This window comes from cf. Phormidesmis sp. LEGE 11477 (genome assembly GCF_015207105.1).
Classification (GTDB): Bacteria; Cyanobacteriota; Cyanobacteriia; order Phormidesmidales; family Phormidesmidaceae; genus Phormidesmis.
This window is the reverse complement of record NZ_JADEXO010000129.1, coordinates 1-15,802: the sequence shown is the minus strand read 5'-3', so window position 1 is coordinate 15,802 and position 15,802 is coordinate 1. Positions and strand designations below refer to the sequence as shown.

Annotated in this window: 12 protein-coding genes, 1 CRISPR repeat array and 1 riboswitch; of the genes, 6 read left to right on the top strand and 6 right to left on the bottom strand. The window is 50.4% G+C overall.

Features of this window, described 5'->3' with window-relative positions:
* Nucleotides 1-3: 3 nt before the first annotated feature.
* From IQ256_RS24575 to IQ256_RS24560, 4 genes are all read right to left on the bottom strand, one after another.
* Complete coding sequence (locus IQ256_RS24575) at nt 4-1,758, bottom strand: energy transducer TonB (protein WP_193858327.1); 1,755 nt, start codon at nt 1,756-1,758, stop codon at nt 4-6.
* A gap of 183 nt (nt 1,759-1,941) precedes the next feature.
* Nucleotides 1,942-2,193, bottom strand: a complete 252-nt coding sequence (locus IQ256_RS24570; protein ID WP_193858326.1) for a hypothetical protein — start codon at nt 2,191-2,193, stop codon at nt 1,942-1,944.
* Between the two features lie 92 nt (nt 2,194-2,285).
* Entirely contained in the window at nt 2,286-2,858 is a 573-nt protein-coding gene (locus IQ256_RS24565; protein ID WP_193858325.1) for an energy transducer TonB, read from the bottom strand.
* Between the two features lie 175 nt (nt 2,859-3,033).
* Nucleotides 3,034-3,237, bottom strand: coding sequence for a hypothetical protein (locus IQ256_RS24560; protein ID WP_193858324.1), 204 nt, complete (start codon nt 3,235-3,237; stop codon nt 3,034-3,036).
* A gap of 837 nt (nt 3,238-4,074) precedes the next feature.
* On the opposite strand from IQ256_RS24560, the gene IQ256_RS24555 reads away from it, so the two are divergent.
* Both IQ256_RS24555 and IQ256_RS24550 read left to right on the top strand, forming a co-directional pair.
* Nucleotides 4,075-5,190: a chlorophyll a/b binding light-harvesting protein gene (locus IQ256_RS24555; protein ID WP_193858323.1), complete on the top strand. Its 1,116-nt coding sequence runs from the start codon at nt 4,075-4,077 to the stop codon at nt 5,188-5,190.
* A gap of 508 nt (nt 5,191-5,698) precedes the next feature.
* Entirely contained in the window at nt 5,699-6,445 is a 747-nt protein-coding gene (locus IQ256_RS24550) for a histidine phosphatase family protein (protein ID WP_193858322.1), read from the top strand.
* 138 nt (nt 6,446-6,583) lie between these two features.
* Here IQ256_RS24550 and IQ256_RS24545 read toward each other — a convergent pair whose 3' ends face one another.
* The gene (locus tag IQ256_RS24545) at nt 6,584-7,708 is read right to left on the bottom strand and encodes a sucrase ferredoxin (RefSeq protein WP_370623542.1); all 1,125 of its coding nucleotides are present in this window, start codon (nt 7,706-7,708) and stop codon (nt 6,584-6,586) included.
* Between the two features lie 701 nt (nt 7,709-8,409).
* A riboswitch (cobalamin riboswitch) is annotated at nt 8,410-8,559 on the top strand.
* Nucleotides 8,560-9,130: 571 nt separating this feature from the next.
* Between IQ256_RS24545 and IQ256_RS24540 the strand changes: the two genes are divergently transcribed.
* The 4 genes from IQ256_RS24540 to IQ256_RS24525 are packed head-to-tail and all read left to right on the top strand — an operon-like array spanning nt 9,131 to nt 14,432.
* Nucleotides 9,131-11,176, top strand: coding sequence for a TonB-dependent siderophore receptor (locus tag IQ256_RS24540; protein ID WP_193858321.1), 2,046 nt, complete (start codon nt 9,131-9,133; stop codon nt 11,174-11,176).
* Nucleotides 11,177-12,442 carry an ABC transporter substrate-binding protein gene (locus IQ256_RS24535; protein WP_193858320.1) on the top strand — a complete coding sequence of 422 codons (1,266 nt, stop codon included), beginning with the start codon at nt 11,177-11,179 and terminating at the stop codon, nt 12,440-12,442.
* Entirely contained in the window at nt 12,439-13,290 is an 852-nt protein-coding gene (locus IQ256_RS24530) for a metallophosphoesterase (protein WP_228025236.1), read from the top strand. Before IQ256_RS24535 ends, IQ256_RS24530 begins: the two co-directional genes overlap by 4 nt.
* A complete protein-coding gene (locus IQ256_RS24525) occupies nt 13,287-14,432 on the top strand; it encodes an iron ABC transporter permease (RefSeq protein ID WP_193858319.1) in 1,146 nt (381 codons plus the stop codon). The genes IQ256_RS24530 and IQ256_RS24525 overlap by 4 nt, the downstream gene beginning before the upstream one ends.
* Before the next feature lie 21 nt (nt 14,433-14,453).
* Here IQ256_RS24525 and IQ256_RS24520 read toward each other — a convergent pair whose 3' ends face one another.
* Nucleotides 14,454-14,744 carry a hypothetical protein gene (locus IQ256_RS24520; RefSeq protein WP_193858318.1) on the bottom strand — a complete coding sequence of 97 codons (291 nt, stop codon included), beginning with the start codon at nt 14,742-14,744 and terminating at the stop codon, nt 14,454-14,456.
* A 543-nt stretch (nt 14,745-15,287) separates the two neighbouring features.
* Nucleotides 15,288-15,759: a CRISPR direct-repeat array (repeat unit 37 nt; unit sequence GTCGAAACGACTCCAAAACCCTCTTAGGGATTGAAAC).
* Nucleotides 15,760-15,802: the final 43 nt, after the last annotated feature.

Here is a 15,802-nt window from a genome sequence, read left to right as displayed (position 1 = left end):
CTTTTATTCTGACGGCGCTGTTGTAGGAGCTGCTTGGCTAGCAGGCGGCGAACTAACTGGAGGTGGTGCCGCTGGTCTAGCTGCAGGAGGTGGTGTTACCGGTCTAGCCGCAGGTGCCGCTGGTCTAGCCGCTGGGGGTGGTGTTGCCGGTCTAGCGGGTGAACTGCTAGCCGGGGGCGTGGATGCAGGTGCGGGCGTTGTCGCAGGTGCGGGTGTGGATGCAGGCGGCGGTGCGGCGGGTCTGGTAGGTGGACTGTTGGCAGGTCGATTGTTGTTGGCAGGCGGAGGGGTCGTCGCCGGTCTAGCGGGTGATGAAGTGGCTGGTCTTGTAGGGGAAGGTGAGCCCTCAGCAGGACGATTGCTTCCAGACGGGCGACTAGCCGGTGAGCTCTCATCTGGTGAGCCGTTGTCCGATGGAGTATTCTCTACAGTCGGCGCATTACTTTCTGCTGGCGTACGGTCTTCTGCTGACGATGGACTTTCCGCTGTGGCTGCAGCGGGCTCGTTTGTCGGCGTAGCAGGTGTAGCAGGAGTATCTGCGGGCGTTTCGGTATTGGGTGTCTCCGTGGCAGGCGTCTCTGTAGCAGGTGTCTCTGTAGCAGGTGTCTCTGGCGCGGGCGCTGTAGCTGCGGCGGGTTCTGAGACAGGGCGTTCCGGGGGGGCAGTGCGCTGAGGTGTAGTGACGCTTTGTCTTTCGCCGCGTCGTCGGGCAGCGCGCGATCGCTGCGATCCCTCGATGCCAAATTCAATTTCCATCGTGGTTCGGCTGCGCTGACCGTTGGTGTCAAACGTAGAATTACGAACAGCTTCCATAGCCGCCTGGTCTATCGCCGCATTGCCGCTAGAGCTTGTCATTGTCACACTAACGACATTGCCCTCCTCGTCTGTTTCAAGATCAAAGCGCGTCTTGCCCTCAACGCCTGCCTGTTCAGCCTCTTCTGGATATTCTGGGCGTACACATTCTCGGCAGCTCATTGTGTTAGAACCACCGCTAGAGCCTGAGCTCTCGGTCGTTCCAGAACGCCGAGCCACGCCCGTGCCCGACTCTGAAGGCGAGCTAGCTGGCGCGGCGGCTGGACTGTTGCCAGTAGAAGCATCAGTAGAAGTGCTAGAAGAATTACCGGCTGCTCTCTGGCTGCGAATCCGCCGCAAGAGGGCACTAATATTTCCACGGGTGTCGCTGTTTGTGGTTGCCTCTGATGACTCTGCTTCGGCAGTCTGTACCTCATCGTCCGTGGCCGGCTCGTCAGTATCATTAGTTTCAGCAGTCTCAGTAGTCTCAGTAGTCACTTCCTCAGACTCGTCAGTCACCGCTTCAGACTCGACCTGTTCAGGGGCCGGCTGATCTGATACGGGTTCATCGGTGGGTTCGCTAACCGATTCATTGACCTCTGGCGGTATGGGCTCAGGCCGAAAAGGAATAATTGGGCGCGGCGCAGCCGGCGCACTTCTAGCAACCTGTGCCTCAGTCGAAAGGATGCTTTCTTGTACTGTTTCAGCACGCTCTTCTGGCGTTTCTTCTGGTACCTCTTCAAGTGTTTCAACTTCCTCAATGACCGCTTCTGGCTCTGCTACCGGGCTAACGACAACCAGCTCAATTCGCTCCGAGGGTTCTACTAGATCAGAAGGAAGCAAAGCTAGCAGAGGCCAAAGTCCTAGATGCGTGCCTACGGCTACACAAGCGCCTAAAAGTACCCACTTCTTGGTAGTGGCGTCTTCTCTAGCGTGTTGGGCTTGGCAAGCGCGAGAAAGGCTCATAGCAAAGGGGCAGTAGATTAGAGGTGAGAAGGACAGGGGGCGATCACGGCGGGTAACGAGATCGAATATCAGTAGGCAAACACGGCTGTTGACTTAGTCATCGATTATGACATTGATTAAGCCGTTAAACTTTTTGCCTCCTGAAACAGTACGAATTCTGCGCCTGAGCCCAGCTTTATAGCTTTAGTAATCTGGCGTACTCGCTAGTGAGCCGTCGGGAAACAGCATCAAGGTCACGGCATCAATCTTCACTAGGGAACCGCTGGCTCTGCCCATAACTGTTTTAATCCGAATCGGTATAACGCCCCCTGGTGGAAACGCCCACCATTCTCCATCTTTGCAAAACGGATCGCTATAGCCTTCGCGATCGCACCAGTGCTGACAAGTGTCTCGAATCGCGTCACCAAGATCAAAATATTGAGGAAGACTTGCCATTACATTTCACCAGAGTCGCATCGGTCAACCGACTATTGGATAACTCTACTGGCTTCGCTATCTCCGCTCGCTTTAACGGTTGCTTTACTGGCCTATTCGTCAGCGCCAGGCTCGTGTGATTCCGGCTCGGATGATGCTGGCTGCTGGTCCTCTTCTATCCCAAAGTCTACCTGCATTGTAGTTGAGCCCGCTTGTCCATTCGGTTCAAAACTATACTGCCTAACGGCTTGTAGCACCGCCATATCTATATCCATATTCCCGCTCGATCGGTCTAGCCATACCTTCGTTACATTGCCAGATTCATCAAAGTCTATCGTGACCCAGACATCTCCTTCTATTCCTGCTGCTGCGTCTTCTGGATGGGCAGGCGGATAGCACGTCAGGCAGTTAACAGTGTGGCTGTCACGTCTCAACTGCTCTAGTCCTAACCGCTCTAAAAGTGCTTCATAGTTACCGTCTGTATCTTCAGCAGAGCTAGCTTCGGTTGGAGTTGGCGCTTCAGCAGTCGTCTGTACGGGTATCGCTTTTGCCTGCTTTGGGATAGCGATGATTAGAGCAAGGCCCAGAGAAAGACTGACAGAAATACTTGAAACTGCTAAGAAAAGCTGCCGAAGTAGCCACTTGGCGATCGCCTCTTCTTGCTGATTTTGCCTTGAATAGCTCATAGGACGGCCCGCGTAGTTATAGCGACTATATCTTTCTCGACCAAGCCTATACAGTTCGAGAAAATTCCATAGCAAAGTCCTGACAACCAATAGGTGAATCAATCATCCGTAGCGTTAGCTGACAAGCTCGATTGTCTGGTTCTGGAGTGGTTAGATCAGCACAGCCAAAATGCGCCTAGAGAGACGAGCGGCTTTTGAGCCAATGGGTGCCACCGATGATTATGAAAGTGAACCAGATCGCGTAGCTAGGGAACCATTGAGCCCACCAATCAGTAGAGAAAAATATCGCTGATGGCTTTGCAAGCACAACGGCAGTATAGAGATTGAGCGCTATGGCGATCGCCATGCCAATCATGCCAGAATTCAAAAAATGTTTCATTGCTTCTTTCCAAACACAAGGGGACTTAATTCACTAATTCTTGTTCGCTAATTCGTGCTTGAGCTAATTATACTTACGGACTACAAAAGTACAGACCATAAAAGGAAATGTAGTTTTGTTTTCTAACATGTTTGCTAACAAGGGCATGGCCTTAGCACTGTGTGTAACCAAGACTACAGCGTGTAACCAAGACTACAGCTTCTAAAAATGGCCTAAGCTAGGCGCGGATTGCTATATGAACAAAACACGTGGGAAAAAAGCCTGTCTTTTGAATATGCCAGAAAAAGACAGGCTAATAGAGCTCTGGAGAACTCATAACATTAAAAGTGGGAAGCAATTCACTACGGTTCTAGGCAGTTATCGTGCCGCTAATCTAGCAATCAGGCTAAATCAACTGGCCACATCTTATAGCCTATCCAGCCTAGCTATTGAATACCACTCTCAATAATTACGCTTCAAACTATAGCCTAATATCGCTGCAATTAAGAAATGTTATCAACAGAGAATCTGGAAAACTACCGGATAATAAACCTAAAAACCCTTGAATTACTAGGATTTTTAATATTCACCAATCACTTAAATTCGTTTACGACTGAGAAAATTATCAAGATCTATTGTCATTAAACTACTTATGACATAAGGTTGGAAAAGCAAGAGCACTCCTGCTCATGCCGATACGGTGGCAGCTCAGCATAAGAACAGTCAAAAGCAAGACAGTTTCTTAGCCACTGTTGTTCTTTTGTGCTGCGCTACTTACAACCGCACTAAAGTTTGCGAGAGTAGCGGCGTAAGCAAAACATCGTATACAAACTGTTCAAAATATGAGGCTTTGCGACTATGCAAGCGTATGGAAAACCAACCGTAAAATACGATTGGTGGGCGGGTAATGCCCGTTTTGCTGATGATCCAGGACTTTTTATTGCCGCTCACGTCGCCCAGGCCGCTTTGATTACCTTCTGGGCAGGCGCATTTACCCTGTTTGAACTCTCTCAGTTTGATCCTAGTTTGCCTATGGGTGAACAAGGACTGATTCTACTACCCCATCTAGCGACTTTGGGCCTCGGCGTCGGCAGCGGCGGCGAAGTCATTGATACCTATCCGTACTTTGTGATTGGATCAGTTCATCTAATCTCTTCGGCTGTTTTGGGTGCAGGCGCACTCTTTCATACCGTTAGAGGAAACAAAAGCAGCCTTGAAAACGCTGACGGTCCAGCCAAGAACTTTTACTTTGACTGGGATGATCCGGCCAAAGTCGGCTTAATTCTAGGTCATCATTTGTTGTTCTTAGGGGCTGGTGCGCTGGCGCTGGTGGCAAAAGCTACTCAGTGGGGCGGTCTGTACGATTCTACGATTGGTGAAGTGAGAACGGTCACCAATATTACGCTCGACCCGCTGGTTATATACGGTTATCAGACTCACTTTGGCAGCGTAAATAGTTTAGAAGATTTGGTAGGCGGTCATGTCTATGTCGGCGTTTTACTAATTGCTGGGGGCATCTTTCATATTCTTGTTCCGCCGCTGAAGTGGGCTAGAAATGTCTTGATTTTCTCGGGCGAGGCGATCTTGTCTTATTCTCTAGGCGGTATTGCGCTAGCTGGGTTTGTGGCTGCTTATTTTTGCGCGGTGAACACGCTCGCCTATCCTGTCGAATTCTACGGTGCGCCCCTAGCAATTAAGCTGGGTGTCACACCTTACTTTGCCGATACGGTTAGTCTACCGCCTGGGGTTTATACGGCGCGCTGCTGGCTAGCGAATGCTCACTTCTTCCTAGCTTTCTTTATGCTTCAAGGTCATCTTTGGCACGCTTTGCGAGCGATGGGCTTTGACTTTAATCGAGTAACAGAAGCGTTCGATGTAAACTATCAGCCACCGGTCACCTCTACAGCAGTTGCTGGATCGAATACAGAAGCCGCCGCTCAGAAAACAACAGAGGCGAAGGCGGCTGCCTCTTGATTTGATGCCAGCTAGCATTAGACCAGCTAGCATTAGATGTATAACTTTCAAAAAAGTTGAGCAATTACTATTGTTCTTCTTTCGAGACTTCTCTCAAGGCACTAAGCCTACTGTTGTTTTTGACAGTAGGCTTTTTTTTCTTTACTAGCACTGCTGTCGACGTCAATTCCAGATCACGAGGACTTCTAAAAAGCTCAGTGCCATCTTCTGCACGTGATATCACGCCCAATCAAATACGACCATGCCCTTTTAGATAAGACTAATAAAAGCTACCTGACGATAGACCGTGAGCATTAGGGCTTTGTCATTTTGAATTGCTTCCATAGCGTTCTCCATACCGCCACTAGACTTTATCTATGTTTTCTATAGATCTACGATGTCTTGCTGCCATGCTGTTTTGCGATGAGGTTAAGACAAGATTGATATATGCTGTTTAAGAGCTTATTTAGATTCAATCTCAATAAGCTGTGCTTATTTGTTTTTAGATACCTTTTAATGGGGGTTAGCCATGAGTAAACGATTAAAGGCAGTAGAGCTATTCTTAGCCGTTGGACTGACAGCTGGACTGGCTGCTTGTGGAGGCGAGTCACCAGAAGTTGAGGTTGAAACTCCTCCAGATGCTGCCGCTGAAGTAGAAGGCGGTGAAGGTGGCGAAGGCGGCGAGGGCGGTGACTATTCCGCTGGAGAACAGGCCAATGCTGACTTTGAAGACAAGCTCAGCGGCGCTGACTTACTGGGTGCGCTGCAAGAGGGTGGCCATGTTATCTATTTTCGTCATGCTCAAACTGAAAGAGACTACGCTGACCAAGCCGATCCTGATATGAGCTTGGATGACTGTGAAACTCAGCGTAAGCTCAATGACATCGGCGAAGAACAAGCTGAGGTGATTGGCACTGCCTTTACCCAAAAAGAGATTCCGGTAGGTGAAGTCATCACTAGTGAGTACTGCCGAGCTTGGAAGACTGCAGACATTGCCTTTGGTCGATACACCGAAAATTCGCAGCTAAATTTCTTACCTTTTGAAGACTATACCGAAGCCCAGGTAGAAGAAATGCGAGCTAACGTCATGCCTTTGCTGACAGCGGTGCCGGCGGAAGGAGAAAACACGGTTATCGTGGGTCATGACGATATCTTTGAAGCGGCTACGGGTATCTACCCCGATCCGCAAGGGATAGCCTATGTGCTGACGCCCGACGGTAATGGTGAGTTCACGCTGCAGGCCAACTTGCTGCCTGAGGAATGGGCTGAGCTGTAGGGATTGAACAGGTAGGGCGATCGCACTAAAGCAATACCAAGATCGCCCTATCCCAAGCTCAGCTTCAAGACAGTTTAGGATACGCGAATTCAGCTTAAAGCTGTGTAACAACTTACTGATAAACCTTAGCGACAGCCGTCAGGCCAACTCGTGCTCAATAGCAACGCACCGATACTGTTTCACCGACTTTAGAGCGATCTTTCCATCTGGTTTGGTGGCTGAGCTGGTGGCACTGGTGATCGCACTTTTCTCTTCTATCTTGATCCGATAGCATCCCTGCCGCAGATTTTGATCTGGGCTAGCGCGGTAAACGGCCTTTGCCTCTATCCAACTCGCGTCGGCTGTCCAGCGATCGAGCCAGAGCTGTAGCAGCCTGATCGGCACATGACGCAGCAGCGGGAATAGCAACTGCTTGAGTCCTGTCAACCCTTTGCGTGTGACTCGGACGGTTCTAGGATAGGTGAACCAGTCCCAGCCAGCCTTCATCCAGGCTTCTCGCTCTGCTATTTGTTCAAATCGACCAACGCCCGCCCAGCCCCGATAAAACAGCTTCATTTGCTGCGGGTCGCCCGTTCTCTCGATTAGCTGCGGCAGCGCTTCAGGTTCTAGATGGCCCCAAAACTGCCCGGTGGGCAAATCTATCAGCGTAGGCGCAAACTGGTGACCGCCAAAGTGAGTGGTCTGCCATACGCGCAGCGATTGATCGGGCTGGCCATACTGCTTGCGGAGCTGACGGTAGAGCGGCGTGCCAAAGCGACCGCAGGCTAGGTCTACTTGCGTATGAGTGCAGACGAGTATCTCTCTGTGTGAGTTCTCTCTGTGTGAGTCTGTGGTCTGTTGTCGGTAGGAAGTAAACGGCGTTAGGGCTTTGGTTTGGCCAAAGAGGCGGTTGAGCAGTGCGATCGCCACTGCTGGAGCCTGTTGTTCTGGCACGATGTATTCTTCTTTAGTGTATTCAGCAAACTCTCTAGCGGGGCGCTGATAGTAGAGTATGCGAGTAAATCCAGGTGTAGAATAATCACGATCCGGGGCGATCGCAACGGGTCTGACCATGATTCCTTTACGGAAAACCAGCTTTTTGATCAGCGGTATTATCTGAGCGATAACCGGATGGTCTGTAAACATAGACGTTGGCCAGGGCTGGGGAATTTCTACAATCAGCCAGCAATCTATCTTTTGGGCAGAGCCAATGGGGTCTTCTCCGCTGAGCTTGGACACCTGAGAGCAATATCGGCAGTCGGCTATATCATCTATGGTTTGCACTGTTCTATTCCTATCAGATCAGCAGTCACTCTATCTTAAGCTGACTTAAGCTGAGGATCGCACTCAAGCTGAGTGTCGTAAAGCAAATGTAAGAACAACCCGTTCGCATTCCATAGCGGCCTCTCCTTTTACAATCGATTCTGATGATGGGCTGATTGACACACTGTCTTTTGACAGGAGCTTTTTGGGCTGCGAATACTTAAAAGGTTCCAAACGTGGAAAGCCGCAAACATGCTTTGAATCCGGCTGTTCGGGCAACGAAATTAGAATATATAAACTGGGAGATAGGCTTGACTGGAAGATAGTGAGCTTGAGAGTTAACGTTTGGGTTCTAGCGACATTTTCTAGTTTCTTCGATTCATGTCGGTTCATGTATTAGCATTCCAGTTCAGGCTCAATATTTACAGCCGTCTGTTCGACTAGACAATCAACAGGACAATCAGTAAAACACCTATCCCCTGCTGCCAAAAACTGCCTCGGATACCTTGTTCTCGAAATCTGTTGTTTCTAGTCGTGAGCTAGCATCGCTGACTTCGCAAAGTCTTTCGCGAAGCCTAAACAGCATTGAGATTACTGATATTCGACTAGTGGCATGCTAATTCCTGATACGTTAGAAATTCGACTGACCGATACGATCAAGTTGATTAACAATTGTGTATGGACTCGTAGGCAGGCAGATGAAGGCCACACTAGAGCGTTAGTATGGCCAAAGACTTATCGGTTCCAGTAGAAGATCAGCTACTGGAAGTAAGGGGGAAAGCGTAGTGAGAATCTACCACTGTCCCGCAGCTGTGAAGGGGGTGCTACGGTGCCTCTCAGTCAGAACGCCCGCCGATTAAGGTATATGTTTTTATCAATTATCTGCGAGGTACAGATGATCAGTATTTTAGGGTTCGATAGGCCAAATAGGTGGCAAGAAGACCTATGGCTACAAGCGTTTTGGTCAGTTTGGCGGTTAGAAGAGTTGGCTGAAAGATAGGCTAACAAAAACGAGTTAGCAGGAGATAAGCTAACAAACAACTGGGTGACAAAACTAAGAAAACGCATCAAAAGCGTAGAGTTGATGCCGCCTAGCCTTCCTGTTTTCAAAGGTTGTTTTCCCTCAACTTCTCTCCAGCTACCGTGATATGCATCTACGAGAAGCGAATTGCCACACAAGATGAACGTGGACAGACGACAGCGCTTGTCTTGAACTGCGATCGCCCTTTTTGAACAGTTTTTATCATAACCAGCTATCGAAACTATTAGATGGTTTTGACGGCTGCTGCCCAATGCTGGCCAACACTTTGTAGACAACGGATGTAGGCGCACAAGGGGCGGTTTTCGGTGTGCCGAATTCGCCTAGTCTCTCTCACTGTTTTTTCTCTTTACCGCTCTTAATTTTTATCGCTACCTCCATCGCCATAGAGCGATTGTTTTTCAATGTCCACTGTGTTCATTTGTAATAGTTTAGTAGTTGCATTTTCGACGATTGTCCTACCGCTGTGTAGTTTGCCAGTTTTAGCTCAACAGTCTGCCCAACAGTCTGATGAGGTGCTAGAAGTAGACCCAGATGACGAGGATGCTTCGCTGCGGCTGACAGTCACCGGAGAAATCCTCGATCGGCCTGTCTATGCGCCTTTTCGGAGAGAAGGGACGGTGAGAGAATCTAGCCAGCCGGTGTATGTGATCGACCGCGATCAGATTGAAGCGCAGGGGGCGCGTACAGTGGATGAAGCGCTGCGGTATCTGCCGGGAGTGTTGAGTGAAGGGACGACGGGCGGCCAGTTGGGCGCTCTTAGCGGGCAGTTTGTTCGAGGGGGAACGTCTGCTCAGACGCTGATTTTGCTGGATGGTCGTCCGCTAAATGAGGTGGGTAGCTCGGGGGCGTTTGACCTATCAACTATCACGACCGAGGCGGTCGAGCAAATTGAGGTGCTGCCAGGGGGTGGTTCTGTTCTCTACGGCTCTAATGCAATTGGCGGCGTGATTAATATTATTACCCGGCGTCCGTTAGCAGAGTCTGGCATAGAGACAACGGCGACTGTAGAGGCTGGCAGCTTTGGCTACAACCAACAATCGATGCAGCTACAGCAAAGAGTAGCAGATAGCAGCCTGTTGCTGAGCTATAGTCGCACCGCCGCTAAGAATGATTTTCCGTTTAGCCTGCGCTCGACTGACTTTGAAGGGACTCGGACAAATGCCGAGGTGCTTTACAACAATTTGAATCTACAGCTATCAGGCGATCTAGGCGATCGCAATCGCTTACGCTTTGGGGTGCTTTATCTCAGCAAAGACCTCGGCGTGCCGGGTGGTTTCCCAGTGCCAGATAGCCTAGCAGGTGGCTTTAATGCGCTGACGGCAGACGATCAACAGTTTACTGAAAACTGGCTGCTAGATTTGGCCTATGAGGCGGATTTGGGTCAGGCGGATGACTCACTGCTGACGGCGCGGCTGTATGCTGATTTTTCGGATTTCAGATTTAGCGATCCGGTTGCAGATAATGCGTTTGAGTCCCCTAGCCAGCGAGATACCGATCAAACGTCGCTGGGCGCTCAAATTCAGCATGACTGGCAGTTTGCCGACGGTCAAAATCTGACTTATGGGCTCGACTATCGCACCGTGACGGCTGAAAATAGCACGCTTGATTTGTTGAGTAACGCGCGCACCCAAAACTACCGCGATACGATCAATCAACTCGGTCTATTTTCTCGATATCAGCTCGATATCACGCCTCGAATTAGCACTAATTTGGGCATCCGACAAGATTTTAATGACTTAGCAGCGGGCTCTTTTACCTCGTTTAATGTGGGCTCTCAGATCAGGCTGACAGATACAACAAACCTGCGAGCCAATTTTGCGCGTAATTTTCGAGTGCCGACGCTGGGCGATCTGTTTTTTGAACCGTTTAACAATCCAGACTTGCAGCCAGAGCGAGGGCTGAGCTTTGATGTTGGACTCGACCAGTCTTTGGGCGATCGCGGCCTGTGGCGATTCTCTTTTTATCGCAATGATATTCGAGATGCCATTAGCTTTGATCTTGAAAGTTCCACGCCGCAAAATATTGGCCGAGTCGAGTCGATTGGGATTGAAACCACATTGAATTATCAGTTATTTGACGATCTGTTTGCCTTTGCTAACTACACCTGGAATCGCCCAAAGATTCGAGAAGGTCCCACCCCAGAGAACGCTGATAATCTGCTGCCCTTTACCCATGCTAATAGCTTCAACGCGGGGCTAGCGTATGAAGCGAACGGACTCTATGTGGCGCTGTTAACGCATTCGGTGAGCAATGTGTTTGTCGATCGAGGTAACCAAGAATCGCTCGGCGGTCATACCACTTTTGACTTTAAGCTGCGAGTGCCGTTAGGCGAGTCGTTTGCCATCAATGCGAGTGTCGATAACATTTTTGATGCTCAATATGAAGAATTTCCTGGGTTTCCAGGGGTAGGTCGAAGCTTTCAGGCCGGTATTAGGGGAGCATTTTAGATGGGTGATCTGTTGAGAAAGTACTGGAAAAGATATTTCCGACAGCTTGGGCTAGCGCTTGTTGGCCTGTTTTTGGTGGTGGGCTGTTACGTTCCGAGAACGGCTGGGCCAACGACTGGGCCAGTACCTGCTAATGCTGACCTAGCCGAAGATATCAGCGCTAAGCCCACAGTTTGTGCAGAGGCTTATGACTCAACTAAAGACTATTTCCCAGACAAGGTTACAACAGAATATGCAACTGGGTTTTCGGTGGACTATCACAATCACTATAAAGTCGTCACGGTAAGCGATCCTTGGCGCGGCGCGGATCGGACTTTTCAGTATGTGCTGGTGCAGTGTGGAACGCCTGTGCCGACCGGATTTGTGAATGCTCAAATCGTTGAGGTGCCGGTCAAGAGCGTAGTGGCCCTATCGACGACACAGCTACCGCATCTGGTGATCTTAGACCGGTTAGAGACTTTGGTTGGCGTTAGTCAGTTCGAGACTGTGAACACGCCTGAAGTCCGTGAAAAAATTGAACGCGGTGAGATTCAGGCGCTGAGTTCGGGCGCGGCGTTGGACGTAGAACGGCTGTTGCTAGCAGATCCAGACTTGGTGATGACTTTTGGCACGGGCGATGCTGACAGTGATAGCCATGAGCGATTAATAGCGGCAGGCTTACCGGTAGCGCTGGTGTCTGAGTACCGAGAGCAAACGCCGCTGGGCCGGGCCGAATGGCTGAAGTTTGTGGCGCTATTTTTTAATCAGGAAAGGCGATCGCAACAGTATTTTTCTGAAATGGTGACTGCCTATGAGTCGATGAAAAAGCTGACTGCTGATCCCTCTGCTCGGCCCACGGTGTTTTCGGGCTTTAGCTATGAGGGCACCTGGTATATGCCCGGTGGAAACAGCTATGCAGCCCAGCTATTGGCCGATGCCGGGGCGGATTATCTCTGGGCCGATATCGAGTCAAATGGTAGTCGGCCAATGGATTTTGAGGCGGTGTTTGAGCGATCGCAGGCGGCTGATTTTTGGGTGAATATGAGCCAGGACTGGCAGAGAAAAGAAGATGCGATCGCCGCCGATCCGCGCTATGGAAAGCTGGCTGCGCTCCAAAACAACAAAGCCTACAACAACAATGCCAAACTCAATCAAACGGGCGGTAATGACTATTGGGAAAGCGGCCTAGCCAACCCAGATGTGATCCTGGCCGATCTGATTAAAATCTTTCATCCAGAGCGTTTGCCCGATCACGATCTGGTATATTACCAGCCGCTAAAGCCATGACCAAAATCAACAACATGACCGAACTCGTGACTCAACCCGTAACCCTGGCTCAAATCAGCGATACCCATCTGCTGGCAGACAAGTCGGCGCTGCTGCGGGGCCGTAATCCCTGGCTGTCGTTGAGCGCTGTTTTGCAGCAGGCTATAGCGGCGCAGCCAGATGGATTGTTGCTGAGCGGCGATTTGGCCGAGCGCGGTGAGCTGGCCGCTTATGAGAATGTGCGAACGGCAATTTTTGCTGCTCAGCGCCAAGGCGATCGCCCGGTCAAAGATGGTGTCACCGATACAGCCCTGGATTTACCAATTTATTGGCTACCGGGCAACCACGATGATCTAGCGGCGATGAAGTCAGCATTTCAATCACCTTGCTTCCGGGGGCTACAGGCAATTAATCTAGGCACTTGGCAGCTAATACTGCTAGATTCAGTGCTGCCACAGGCACAGGTTGGTGAGGGCAGACTCTCGTCAGCCGCGCTGGACTGGCTACACTTAGAACTTTGCCAACATCCTGACAAGCCCACTATCGTAGCGCTGCATCATCATCCGGTGCCAGTCAGCATCGACTGGGTCGATCAGATGCAGGTGCAGAACGCCGACGAGCTGCTAGCAATTCTCGATGTTTTTCCTCAAGTAAAGCTGGTGAGCTTTGGCCATATCCATTTTGAATTTCAGCATCAGCGTCAGCGTAGCAATCGGCCATCGATCGCCTTCTACGGCTGTCCGTCCACCCATTTGCAGATTGACGCTACCGCCAACCACCGCTCACCGGGCTTTCGCCTGATCCATCTTCATGCAGACGGGACGCATCAAACACAAGTTTGTTGGCTGCCTTTGGAGGATGAACAATGATCAACAACTCTTCATCTCAGGCCCCTAAAAAAACGTATCCACAGGCCGACAGCAGTCCTCGTCGAAAGGCTGCTATTGAGGCCGCTACTGAGCCATTATTCGGTCTCCGCCTGAGCGGAATTAGCGGAATAATTGGACTTATAGTTCTGTTGTTGATTGTATTCTTAGCTAGCTTGGCCCTAGGGTCTGTGTCTATTCCACTATCAGAAGTGATCGCGGCACTACTGGGCCGAGAAACGACTCACGCCGCCTGGCGAGAGATTGTTGTAGACTTTCGTTTGCCTAGGGCGCTAACGGCGATGGTGGCCGGCGCTGCTTTGGCTAATAGTGGCCTACAGCTACAGGCACTTTTTAGAAATCCCTTAGCGGGGCCTTCTATTTTGGGTATTAACGCCGGGGCCAGTTTGGGGGCGGCGTTGGTGGTGCTTTCTGGCGGAGCGATTGGGAGCAGTGCGATCACAAGCGGGCGGCTATCTAGCTGGCTAGCTCAGCTTAGCTTGGTAGGGGCGGCCAGTATGGGGGCGGCGATCGCCATGCTGCTGGTTATCTTGGTGGCCCGTCAGGTACGCAGCTCTTTGGCATTGTTAATCTTTGGTCTGATGTTTGGCTATACCACCACGGCGCTGGTGACCATTCTGTTGCACTTTAGCCAGATCGATCAAACGTTGGCGTACTTGAGCTGGACGTTTGGCAGCTTTAGCGGCGTCACCTGGCAGCAGCTACCAGTGCTATTGGTCGTAACGATTTTGGGTTTAGGTCTCTCCTTTCTATTTGCCAAACTGTTGGATGTGCTTTTGCTCGGTGAAGAGCAGGCGATCGGCTTAGGGCTTTCTCTCAACCGGGTGCGCTGCTGTTTGATTGTCAGTGCCTCTGTGCTAGCGGGCAGCGTGACTGCGTTTTGTGGGCCGATTGCTTTTTTAGGGGTGGCGGTGCCGCATCTGACCCGCACTCTTTTGCGGACGCTGAGCCATCGGATTTTGATTCCGGCAACCACTTTGCTGGGCGCGATTTTGGCTTTGGTGGCCGATGCGATCGCCCAGCTTCCTGGCAGCCAAACCCTGCTGCCGCTCAACGCAGTCACCGCCTTACTGGGTGCGCCTGTGCTAATCTGGCTGATGCTCAAGCGGTATCAGCTTTTTTAGGCTGGCTTTTCTAGGCTGGCATTATGAAAGTCTGACTCGTTTGGTCAATATGGTCATCATCTCATTGGCTTTGCCCGTGGATATGGGCTGGCTCCAGTCATTCGGTTCAGCGTAGTTGAGCTTGTGAAGTAGGCGAATGGTGGATTGGATGATGGGCAGCGGGCCAAACAGCAGATGACGCACGATTTCGTAATGGTCTTGCTGCTGGCTGCGATCGCCTGGGCCATTCGGCGGTAACGACTCAGAATTTGCAACAGAAGTTACAACAGAATCTGTGGACGCGGTAGCGCCCTGAGCGGAAGAAATGAACATGAGATCTGGTCTCCGGTTAGGTGTTTGCGGGAGGAAACCAGAACTCAAAACTGCCCAGCCACCCCGCAAGTAGATGTAGTGCAAGTCGGGGTGGCTAAGGTACAGTTGTCCTTAGCCGTCCGGGATTGCTGTTGAATCCTTGAGGGTTAGCAGTCAGTGGGTGCTGAGAACACCTGCTGGCTGTGCTAAGTAGAATTGAGTTCTGAAAGACACTGTGATAGGCATCACAGCTATAGTTACTGAAGATAAGCTGATTTTTGGCTGACGTCAAGCACAGCGAAGAAAAGTGATGAACCGCGCGAGCGGTAGGGTGTAGAACTGGGCTTTTGCTAGAATCGGCCTCAAACGCCTACGCAGCAGGAGTTACAGAGTACGAGTTGAAAAGGAGGTTCGCGCGATCGCTGAAGTAGCTGCTGTGTCAGGGTTTGACAGTTTTTTGTTTTGGTCTTGTTCACAATTGCTGTTCATGTATTACTATATTTTTACTGCTTCGCGCAAACGCACCTTGAAAACTAGCAACAGTAAGTCTTCCAGCGGCCAGCCGTCGAAACGACTCCAAAACCCTCTTAGGGATTGAAACCTCGTGAGATTGACTTACCTCTGAATACGCTATACGTCGAAACGACTCCAAAACCCTCTTAGGGATTGAAACAGATATATCGTTGACTCTGGCCGAGCTTATCTCGAAACGGAGTCGAAACGACTCCAAAACCCTCTTAGGGATTGAAACTGCCTGGGTGAGCAGTGCGATGTCTATGGCACTGGTCGAAACGACTCCAAAACCCTCTTAGGGATTGAAACGTCTCCAAGTATATTTTTTGGCATTGGTATTTTAGTCGAAACGACTCCAAAACCCTCTTAGGGATTGAAACAGCTTCCTTGAAAGTCTGGTAGTTCCAGGCTTTTGGTCGAAACGACTCCAAAACCCTCTTAGGGATTGAAACGAGAACAATTTGCTTGCTGTCGATCGTTCTTGAAGTCGAAACGACTCCAAAACCCTCTTAGGGATTGAAACACCGTCTTCATTGTCCACTGAGACTTTTATCTCTGTCGAAACG